The following is a 10,000-nucleotide window of genomic DNA, read 5'->3' as shown; positions in this document are numbered from 1 at the left end:
ACATAGTTTTATAGAATGCACTACGGTATTCTGCACTTCCGAAAATGTTTTCTTTTGGCACTTGCTCCACTTGATTGAATTTCATACCAGTAATCGGATTGAAGTTTCTTTCCTCTGGTTGTTTGTTAGTTTCTTTTTCTTGGATATTTTTCTTTGCTTGGTTCAAACCTTCAATTTCAATATTAATTGCTGCAATATCTGCTTCAGGGTCTGTATCAATAGTTCCTTTGATCTGTGCTGCTCTTGTTTCGATTTCCTCTAAAGTTGAATTACGGTAATGGTTAAATGCTTCCTGTACTGTTTTAAAATTCATTATTAAACACTCCTCATTAATAGTTGATTAATTTTTATTTTAGCTGCTTTTCTTTCTGGGGCTTTTAGCTTTTGCCATGTTCCTTCTATCGCTGATCTAGCTTCTACACTTGTTTGTGGATATGCTGGAAAAGCTACAATACTGCACTCATAGACTTTTTCTATTTTGCTTATAGTTCTAGTATTTGTTTTTGCATTAAAGTGACTGCCGTCTTTTGGTACTTTGAATGCAAAACTCATTCCCGATAGATCACCACGTTCTACTGCCGTATGAACGCTTTTCCCATCTTCGGTATTAGGTAATTCTGCCCTTAGCGTTAATCCTGCCGCATCTAACGCCAATTGCATTGTCTTTGGTGTTCTTGCTAAAGGAATTTTATTCATATCATGGTTATACAATAGTCTAACGTCTGATATATCAGCGTTATCCAATGCTCCACGCTGTATAACCTCAATATATTCCCCGAATGGTGCTTTTATAGTGGTAGGCTGATCGTAAACAATCGGTCTACCAGTTAAGATAAGGCTGCCTTCTCCTACCGGATTAGCTGCTCTTATTTCTGCTATCCTTAGTTCCTTCATTTTGGTTGTCTCCTTTCTCTTTAAGCTGATATTTATCTACTATATCTGTATTCACCATGTTTAATGTTTGAAGTCGCTTGTCACCATCTTCAACAGGTGGCAAATTTAATATTTCTAATGCTTGATTAATAGTAAATAAGCCAAATGGAGTAAGCTCTTTTAAAATATTTGTCTTAGTTGTATTGCTAGCAAACTGCAATCTATTTGCTTCAAATATGATAGAATTTCCAAATGCTTGCTCACGTTCAGTGAATAGCTTTTCTGTAAGTTCTAGCGAAAATTGTACTGCTATTGGCTCAAGCACACTTTCGTAAAACGCTGCCCATTCATCCTCTGTATAGGTGCTATTTACAATGTTTTCGCTAATACCTAAATACTCATATGTTTTTTTCTTTACGGCTTCCAGTTGCTTATCATCAATAGAAACAGGGGTTGTTTCAAGTGGTACATAATCATACTTGGAATCTATTGCAGCTATACCGCCATTATTACTAACGCTTAAATAATCCTGTACAAAAGCTTCTTTTTCCTCTTTTAACTTCTCTGGACTTAGTACCTGATTATATTTCAATAATCCCCTAATGGTAGCGTTAGATTTAATACTATTTTGTAATCCTTCATTTTGGGTATGTGCTAAGTCTAGTGTTGGCAGAATAGCTGTGTTTGTATCTCCTAACAAGTCATTACTATTAAAGAAACGCCTAGCAATAAATACCTCTGATAAATGCAATGTTACTTGTTTCCCATTTCCAAATAAGAAACGACAATACAATTCCCCTGTCATATCAGTTAGATACTCCATGTTCTGTGGAGAAAGTGGGTAAATAGCTTGCAAGTTACCTCTATCATCCTTTTGCAGATAAGCAAATGCATTATTGTATAAATAATAGTGTGTTACTAGCTTATAAAGTAGATCATATGCAGTCATATATGGATTGGGTCTGACTTGCAATATACGGTTCAAGCGTTGTTCCCCTTGCTTTCGTTTATCTGGCATTGTAATTACATGTGTCCCTTTAAGCTTGGCTGCATTTCTTGCTATGGCGTCAACTGCTGATCTATAAATATCACTTTCATAAGCATTTCCGCTGAATGGTGTGAATATCGCTGTTCCACCACTCATTATTTCAGCTCGTTTTGTATCTTTAGGTTCTCTTAAAAACCTAAAGATTTTATCAAAAAAGCCTGCCATTGTTTCACCTCTTTATTTTGAATAGTAATAGGTTGTTCTTTTTCCCTTTCTTCTTGTGGGAGTGTGGCTATTTCGTAAAGTGCTCGGAAAGGTAATTCCGACCACGTGGTCGCTTTTGAATCTCCTAATTCACTTGCTACCTTCATCAAACGTTGTGCTTGACGTTCGTGGATTCCAATATCTTCAAGCCACTTCCCGAATTCCCCATGCACAAGATCATTCTCTTTCACATGCTTCAACCTTTTACCGATCTCGAATATAGCTTGTCCAGTTTTATAAATAACTTCATAATCCTTACAGTGACTTGGTTTTTTAAGCATTTCTCCATTTATTTTTTGGACACAGTGGACAAGATGTTTTTTTATTTGTCCCTTCACTGCTTCTTACTCTCCCAATGGTTTTATTAATAACTGGACAAGAAGGACAAGTTTTTCAGAAACATAACACCTTATATGGTTTTAAAAAAATCTAAAAACTTTTTCATGTTTATGTTTTATTTCTTGTCCACTTTGTCCACTTTGTCCTTTTTTGCTACAAAACCATTGATATATAAGGTTTTTGAAGATGGACACAAATTGGTATTTTTTTAATCCATTTGTCCACTTTGTCCCACTTCACTAGTTTGAAAGTCAAAATCCAGTTCTTTAACAATATCCATATTTAAAGCTATAGCTCTATGCCTTGTTCCTTTATGGCTCACTCTCGTATAATCTACCGTTTTCCCGTTCTTTTCTACAGGTACAGTTATACCCCGTTTGAGCCATTCTTTTCTAGTTTGTTTTTCTTCCACTCCTAAAAATTCAGTTAAATAAGATGGAGTTAAAAACAACTGCTTTTGCTTATCTTTGTAGATCGCCTTTATTTTTCCTCTTGGTAAATATCTACCTAATATACTTTCTCTATCACTATCCAAATCAGTTAGTATTTCCTCTAAAAATTGCATAGGCTTATCTATTGTCTTATTATCCTCTGCTATTTCATCAAACAGACGTGATATTGCTTTTAAGTCTATATCCATCCCTAGCGTTTTGTTCAATATACTTCCAGTAAAATGAACGGCTGCATAATATCCTGCTAAACGGCTTAAAACTTCATTTCCCTTAGCCTTATCTATATAATGACTTCTAAAGTTATGGTATTCAGGAATTAAATCCTTCTTTTGTTTTTGCCATACTTTCAAGAAATCAATCCCAACTGCACCATAATTGTTTTCCATTCCTTCATACAACTGTATGATATTGTCTTGATCTTTCTTTAGTGGCTCGTCAATTAACGGAATAATTCTAGCAGCCGCACCGCCCTGATTCTTTGCATATTCATTAAGAGAAACTTCCCCTGTACTTAATAAAATATTGTTCCAAGTGTATTCCCTCTGGCTTCCTTTTAAACTACCTCGTCCTTTTGATCTACCACCACTGAACTGATAAATAATATCTTTTAAAACTCGTTCATTAGCTTTTCTCGTATCATCAAGCAATAATGGGTAGCTATTTAAATATGCTGCTTTACGTTCAATAGAAACTCGTGTGGCGTTCCATTCATTCAGGAGGTTTTCATTTCCCCAAACGCTAGCCGCTACTCTTAAAGTTGTTGTTTTACCTTGTGAAGTCGTTCCACTGAGATCAACAATGAAAGGCTGTACTTTTAGGTCTTTTATAACAATACTTGCAAAGCTTGCTAGTACCATAAAAACAGCTTTAGGGCTTTGTTTAATCCGTTCAAATACTTCATTTTTCCATGTTTCGCTTGTTCCTTTTACCTCGAAACCTTCATTTATTTGCTTTTCACCTTGATCTATTGCCATGATCTCAATATCATTAGAGAGAACAGGATGAATGAATCTTCCTTTAATACCTCCTAACCTCTCAACTGCATCATACTGTTTAATGCCATTCGCTAATAAATACCGATCGAAATAGGTGATAATTTTTTTAACATTGTTTTCATTAACAGAAAATCCCCTGTCACTTAGTTCAAGCAATTCTTTTCTAATTGCAATAGTAGAAGCTGGAACGATCTCTTTCACTGTTCTATTGCGGTCATTCCATTGAATTTCATAAAATACTTGCGGTCGTTCCACGTTATGAAATTCTTTTGTTATATATGGCGTTTTACGTGATACAAGCGTTGTTACTATATTCCCATCTTTATATTCTTTTTCCTCAAACAAAGTATCCTTAGAACCAATTTTAAACGGTTTAGGAATAACCACATTTTTCTGTTCACCTTCAATTTGAAATTGAAAACTCGGATTACTCTTATTGGAAAAGTTATTTTCTCCGTCAACTTTTTTAAAAGCTGAATTCACCTTTTCAGCAATGATTCTAAGGGGAAAATCTTCCTTGTATGGAACAAAGTATTTATATGCTAATTCAAGACTTTCCTGTACCTTACTCTTATCAACACCACATGTTAAAAGCCTTCTTGCTAAGTCATAAAAGTCACCATCACGTGAACCACTAGTTTCATATGGATAAGCCATAGGAGAAGATACTTTTTGACCATTCCAGACTTTTTTCAAATAATGTGGTGGCTCATCTAGCTGTTCTAAACTTTTTGAGACAATATAACGCCCTTCAGTGTTAAAAGTGGGGAAAACTTCATATCCCGAACCAGCCTTACGTGCATCCGTTACAAGTCCTAACCCATTTACATAGCCTTGATACTGAGTAAACCCTTCTGATTCTTTAAAAATAAAGTGATAACCTTTAGGCGTTTTAATAGCATGATGATGAATGTTTTCTCCTTCCAGTAATTCTTTTAGCAGCTTACCCTGTATATCATCATCCACGTCAATTAAGTATCTTCCTTTAGGGATAACAGCACCAATCCAACCGCCTTGTTCCAACCAGTTATTTATTTGATCGTCATTTAATGACTCCGCATCTTTCCATTTTTCTGCTGCTTTTTTTGCTGTTTGATAGTCATTATTTCCTCTGGAATAGCCAATTAACTTAATGATTTTTGCACCAGGCATTAATTCGTGAACCTTTTCTGTGTAACGTGCTGTGATAGCCTGCAAGAAGTTCACCCCCTTACTAAAAACTTTGTATATTAAATGCGTTTTATGGTATAATTCATGGTATACTTATAGTAAGTTTTTTTATAATTGCTTAGGGTTTCCCCTTTAGAAGCAATTAAAATTGGTATGATTCCTTTTCAAGATCAGATAACCATCTATCAATGGTATCTTTTTTAAACATGGTTCTTGAACCAATCTTGATATGAGGAATCTTTTTTTCTCTACATAGCTTGTAAATGAAATCAGGACTTAAATCTAAGTAAACAGCAATTTCTTTCACAGTCATGGTAGTACGTTCGATTGTTGGTAGGTTTTTCATTTCTTTTTGCTTGATAGCTTCTTTTATATTCATTACTATTTCCCCTTTCATTAGTGAACGACTTTTAAATGATTTGATTTCGTTCCATGTATCTTTTCTGGCTTACCATTCCGAATATACATTGCTTCTCCTTTACTATTCTTAAAGGTATTTGGTGTTTCCATACCTTGAGAAGCCATAAATTCCTCGAATAGTCCTAAATGCCCTTCTGCTCGTCTTAAATCACTCATAAGACACAAGATTTTTACACTAAAATTCATTATCTCCCGATTCATATATTCCCATAGAAACTCATGAACATTTTCGCCAATAGGCTTGTCTTGATCTAGCGTTTCAATATATTCTTTCGTGTAGAAATAATCCTTCATTTCGTATTTATCACCATCAAATTCTTTAGCAATTGGAAATATATTCATAAACTCTTTAGGTGTTAATTTTCCCATTGTACCTTTAATTGCACTTGCTAATTGAAATGCACTTAAAATTTCGTCATATTCCCTTTTCTTTGGCATACTGTTTATCAGCTTCACACCATAGAAGATATTACGTATGATTAATTGCTTGTCATGCTCGTCTTCTAACCGAGCTTTGACCGTTCTGATAAATGCATTTAAATACAGAGAATACTTATCTGAATTAATTTGCTTCATGCTGTACCTCCTGTTTTATCACTTTTTCAAAGATTGCTTGCATTGTATTGTGTAGTTCAACATTTACCTGGTTTAATTCATCAACCGTATATCTCAAAAGTTCGTCCATTATCCTAACGGTTTGGTGAAAATCTCTAAAATAAAACCTAACGTCTTGTTCATTAATATTGTCCATATCCTCACGTAAATGCCCAATAACTTCTTGAACATCATTTAAAGTAATAACTTTTAAATTTAAATCTCCCGTTTGCGTATCCAATACTTTCACAAGTTCTTTTAAAGAGGTTTTATTGTCCACGCTTTCCATCTCCTTTTCTTTATTTATCATCAGATACACCATCATTTACTAGATTTGAAATACATTCCTGATATTCACTTATCCCTTTCAACTGACCATCAATCAAAATAAAAATAGCGTTTAATTTTTTCTGTATTAACCCACGCTTCATGTATTCTGCTGATGCGTCTGGATATTTTTCTGTATCTTCAATTAGTTCTCCTAAAAACATCATTTGACCGTCAATCGTTTCTAAGTTCGCTTTTATCGCAGAAGCTTGATTTGATATTTCATCCTTATAGTTCTCCATGCTTTCCGTCTCCTCCTCATTTTCTTCACTTTCCAATACATAGCATTCAATTGTTTTATCGACTTCTTGCTTAGAATAAAAACCTTCATATGCTTCATGAATGCAATCTTTCGAACAAAATACAGTACCATTCTTCCCAGCTCGATAATAACGACTATGAAGTGTTATAGCTTTTCCACAATTAGCGCAGATCATTTTTTTCAGCTCCCCACCTTGATTGAATCCTATCGGCGTCATTTATTGCCAAAAAAATAGGCAGAATACTATTAATTTTAAAGAGAATTTTACTACTAGGCAAAGTTCTGCCGTTTTCTATATCGGAATAGTAACTTCTTGAAATACCAATTTTTTCGGATACTTCCTTTTGTGTCCATTTCCTTTTTTGGCGTTCCTCTTTTAATTTTATATAAAAGCTCTCTTTAAATAACATTTTCGCACCTCCTAATGAACTCTATCGGCGTCATTGATTAATTTAAGTATACACGCCTCAAAAAACAATGTCAAGAAAATGTTTCCTATTGACGTCATTTTTTGCTATTCTTAATATATAAGGTGGTGAAAACATGACAATAGGCGATAATATAAAAGCAATAAGAAAAGCTCGAAACCTTACACAAGAGAAACTCGCTAAAGAAATGGGCATATCACGATCATATTTAAGTGACATAGAAAACAACAGAAAAAATCCTAGCACGAAAACATTACAGTCTCTATCTAATAAACTTGGTGTTACAATGGCTTATTTGACAACTGGCAAAAAAATGTTGGCTGATCTAACTGAAGATGAAAAAATAGAAGCTTTCAAAAATATGAGGCATCTATTTAAAAAGAATACGAAAGATGCTCAAGAAAAATTAAAAAGTGATATTGAGGATTTACTAAGTCGTGAGTTAAACTTTGTGGAAACAGTGTACCTAGTAAATGTATTAAATTTTCTTAAACACTCTGACAGCGAAGGTATAAAATTCATGGCTAGCTTTATTCGTATTCTTAACAGTACCATTGGCGAGGTGATTGAAGATGATTCAGTTACCCAAGAGGAAACAAAAAAATTCATTGATGATACAATAAAAGATATGAGGGAATTTCTTGAAAAGTGGTTTAACTATAAAGGCTGTGAGTAAAATGACATAAATTATAATCATGGCAAAAAAGTAGAACCCATCTTCTGTTATACTTGAAACACTTTGCAACTGCTAAACATTATTTATATTAAAATTAAAGTATTCAAGGACAACATTTTTTGATGGAGGTTATTTTTTATGGCTGGTAGTGTTGAAAACAGAGGGAAAGGAAAATGGCGTTTAACCGTATATCTCGGACAAGGGATAGATGGAAAATATATTCGAAAAAGGAAAACAGTTGCAGCTAAAAACAAAACGGAAGCTAGAAAACTTCTTACAGCTTTTGAGAATGAAATAAATAGTGGTGAATACATTGAGCCAACGAAAATTAAGTTTTCTGCTTTTGTGGAGGACTGGCGCAACTTATATGCAAATAAGCATTTTGCTGCAAAAACTCTTGAAACGTATAACTATATATTAGATAGTCATATTTTACCTACATTTGGACATAAGAAACTTGAATCCATTCAACCAATACATATAACAAAATATCTTAATGATCTTGAAACTGCTCGGAAAGATAAGAAGGAAGGAAAACTTTCAACCGCTACGATCTACAAACATTATGCAATCCTTCGATCTATTTTCAATTACGCTACAAACCATTTACGCATTTTAAAGAAAAATCCTGTTACCCTTGTTCCTAAACCTAAAGTTGAAAGCAAAAAGTATGAAGTGTATACAGATGAAGAAGTAGATAAATTATTTGCTTTATTGGATAATGAGTTAATACATTATGCCTTAATGGTGAAAATAGCTATTTTAGGTGGACTTAGGCGTGGTGAAATACTCGGCTTGCTATGGGAAAATGTAAATTTTGAAAAGAATACCATTCAAGTACAATATTCGCTTAACTATACAAAACAAAAAGGTTACGAATTAAAGCCTCCTAAAAATGGTGAGGAAAGAACAATAACTCTCCCTAGCTTCTTAATGGATGAATTAAAAGAATATAACCATTTAAGAAAAAAAGACCAATTACAAGCTTTTGAATTATGGAATGGAAAATACTATAATTTTGTATTTTCTACTCAAGAAATAAAAGAAGGAAAGATTGTTGAATTCGGAAAACCATTTTATCCCGGAAGCGTCTCCCGATGGTGGACTAGATTTTTAAATCGAACCAAATTTAAAGCCATTCGCTTTCATGATCTGCGCCATACTGCTGCAACACTTTTAATAAATGAAGGGTTACACGCAAAACATATTTCCTCACGTTTAGGACATGCTGACATTCAAATTACTATGAATACTTACGGTCATTACTTACAAGAAGCAGATCAAAATGCCGCTAATATCTTAGAACAAAAATATGGCAAAAAGAACGTCTAAACGCATGAATATAGTGTTTTTGCTTGGGGCGAAAATTGGGGCGAAACTCAAAATAAAAATATAAAAATGTATCAAATAAAGCATATAGGAAAAAGCATCAACTTAAAGAAAAGCTGATACATCAACATTTTCATTCACGAAACTGTTATAGTATTCTCAATGTAGCGCACTCGTAATGAAGGGGTCGGAGGTTCGAATCCTCTCACCAGCATCATGGATAAACGCTTATATAATGCGACTCTTGAAAATTTCAAGAGTCGCATTTTTAATTCATTTTATTCTTTTGACGGCATTTTGACGGCGAATCTTTATTATAGATTGGTTCTTAGTGGTTCTTATTCATCTAAGGGGCTATTATTTTTTCATAAAAATTAATGCCACCTTATTGTAACTAGTTTCGATTATGGTTGAGGAGGTGGTTTTGTCGTGGATAAACTAATGCCAGGGAATGGTTGGTTTGGATCTGCTGAAGAATGAGGGTACTTAATCCTAAAAAGGCAGCATATATTAAGGTATATAATAAAGTGAAACTTCATTCAGTAGGAGTTTTCTTCCATCTCCTACTGAATGTTAGTACCACAAGGGTATGACCTAAAGGCCCTGAACGAATCGGGCATTTAGGTGCCGTTTTCTCCCACTTAGACCCTGTTGTATCAACTCAGGTCTTGAAGTGGGAGGCTTACGGCACCTTACATGCGGGATAAAACAACATTTGATATTTTTAAGTTGATTAAAAAGCTGTTTAAATAATTTAGAGGCTGGGACATAAGCAAATACTAAATAGCAAAAACCGAACAATTCATTTATAATTGTTCGGTTTGTTTGTGTTAAAAAAATTCCTATCATCGCTACGTCAAACTATTTCGCTTTCCGCGGGCAC

The 10,000-nt window shown here is 34.1% G+C and carries 11 protein-coding genes and 1 pseudogene; 2 read left to right on the top strand and 10 right to left on the bottom strand.

All coding sequences use genetic code 11. The annotated features are described in order from the left end of the window. The 10 genes and pseudogenes from HLX49_RS13900 to HLX49_RS13855 form a co-directional block, all read right to left on the bottom strand. Positions 1-313: pseudogene (locus tag HLX49_RS13900) on the bottom strand (phage major capsid protein); the annotation flags it as partial. Positions 314-315: 2 nt separating this feature from the next. Continuing rightward, positions 316-894: an HK97 family phage prohead protease gene (locus HLX49_RS13895; protein ID WP_296362619.1), complete on the bottom strand. Its 579-nt coding sequence runs from the start codon at positions 892-894 to the stop codon at positions 316-318. Further along, entirely contained in the window at positions 857-2,086 is a 1,230-nt protein-coding gene (locus HLX49_RS13890) for a phage portal protein (RefSeq protein ID WP_296362617.1), read from the bottom strand. Before HLX49_RS13890 ends, HLX49_RS13895 begins: the two co-directional genes overlap by 38 nt. Continuing rightward, positions 2,050-2,463, bottom strand: coding sequence for a DUF3102 domain-containing protein (locus HLX49_RS13885; protein ID WP_296362615.1), 414 nt, complete (start codon positions 2,461-2,463; stop codon positions 2,050-2,052). The genes HLX49_RS13890 and HLX49_RS13885 overlap by 37 nt, the downstream gene beginning before the upstream one ends. A gap of 209 nt (positions 2,464-2,672) precedes the next feature. Continuing rightward, positions 2,673-5,063: a DUF927 domain-containing protein gene (locus HLX49_RS13880; RefSeq protein WP_296362621.1), complete on the bottom strand. Its 2,391-nt coding sequence runs from the start codon at positions 5,061-5,063 to the stop codon at positions 2,673-2,675. Positions 5,064-5,223: 160 nt separating this feature from the next. Beyond that, positions 5,224-5,460 (bottom strand): helix-turn-helix domain-containing protein, encoded by a 237-nt coding sequence (locus tag HLX49_RS13875; protein ID WP_296362614.1) that lies wholly within the window; start codon positions 5,458-5,460, stop codon positions 5,224-5,226. A gap of 17 nt (positions 5,461-5,477) precedes the next feature. Then, positions 5,478-6,077, bottom strand: a complete 600-nt coding sequence (locus HLX49_RS13870; protein ID WP_296362612.1) for a hypothetical protein — start codon at positions 6,075-6,077, stop codon at positions 5,478-5,480. Continuing rightward, on the bottom strand, positions 6,064-6,375 hold the full coding sequence (locus HLX49_RS13865) for a hypothetical protein (RefSeq protein ID WP_296362610.1): 312 nt from the start codon (positions 6,373-6,375) through the stop codon (positions 6,064-6,066). Before HLX49_RS13865 ends, HLX49_RS13870 begins: the two co-directional genes overlap by 14 nt. A gap of 19 nt (positions 6,376-6,394) precedes the next feature. Continuing rightward, positions 6,395-6,859, bottom strand: coding sequence for a hypothetical protein (locus HLX49_RS13860; RefSeq protein WP_296362608.1), 465 nt, complete (start codon positions 6,857-6,859; stop codon positions 6,395-6,397). Continuing rightward, on the bottom strand, positions 6,846-7,094 hold the full coding sequence (locus tag HLX49_RS13855) for a helix-turn-helix domain-containing protein (protein ID WP_296362607.1): 249 nt from the start codon (positions 7,092-7,094) through the stop codon (positions 6,846-6,848). Before HLX49_RS13855 ends, HLX49_RS13860 begins: the two co-directional genes overlap by 14 nt. 133 nt (positions 7,095-7,227) lie before the next feature. Here HLX49_RS13855 and HLX49_RS13850 point away from each other — a divergent pair, with 133 nt between their 5' ends. Together HLX49_RS13850 and HLX49_RS13845 are read left to right on the top strand one after the other, a co-directional pair. Then, on the top strand, positions 7,228-7,788 hold the full coding sequence (locus tag HLX49_RS13850) for a helix-turn-helix domain-containing protein (protein WP_296362605.1): 561 nt from the start codon (positions 7,228-7,230) through the stop codon (positions 7,786-7,788). Positions 7,789-7,926: 138 nt separating this feature from the next. Further along, positions 7,927-9,120 (top strand): tyrosine-type recombinase/integrase, encoded by a 1,194-nt coding sequence (locus tag HLX49_RS13845; RefSeq protein WP_296362603.1) that lies wholly within the window; start codon positions 7,927-7,929, stop codon positions 9,118-9,120. Positions 9,121-10,000: the final 880 nt, after the last annotated feature.

Source organism: Virgibacillus sp. (assembly GCF_013393565.1).
Classification (GTDB): Bacteria; Bacillota; Bacilli; order Bacillales; family Amphibacillaceae; genus Virgibacillus; species Virgibacillus dokdonensis.
Note: the sequence above shows the minus strand (reverse complement) of the source record. Positions and strands in the feature narration are given on the sequence as shown.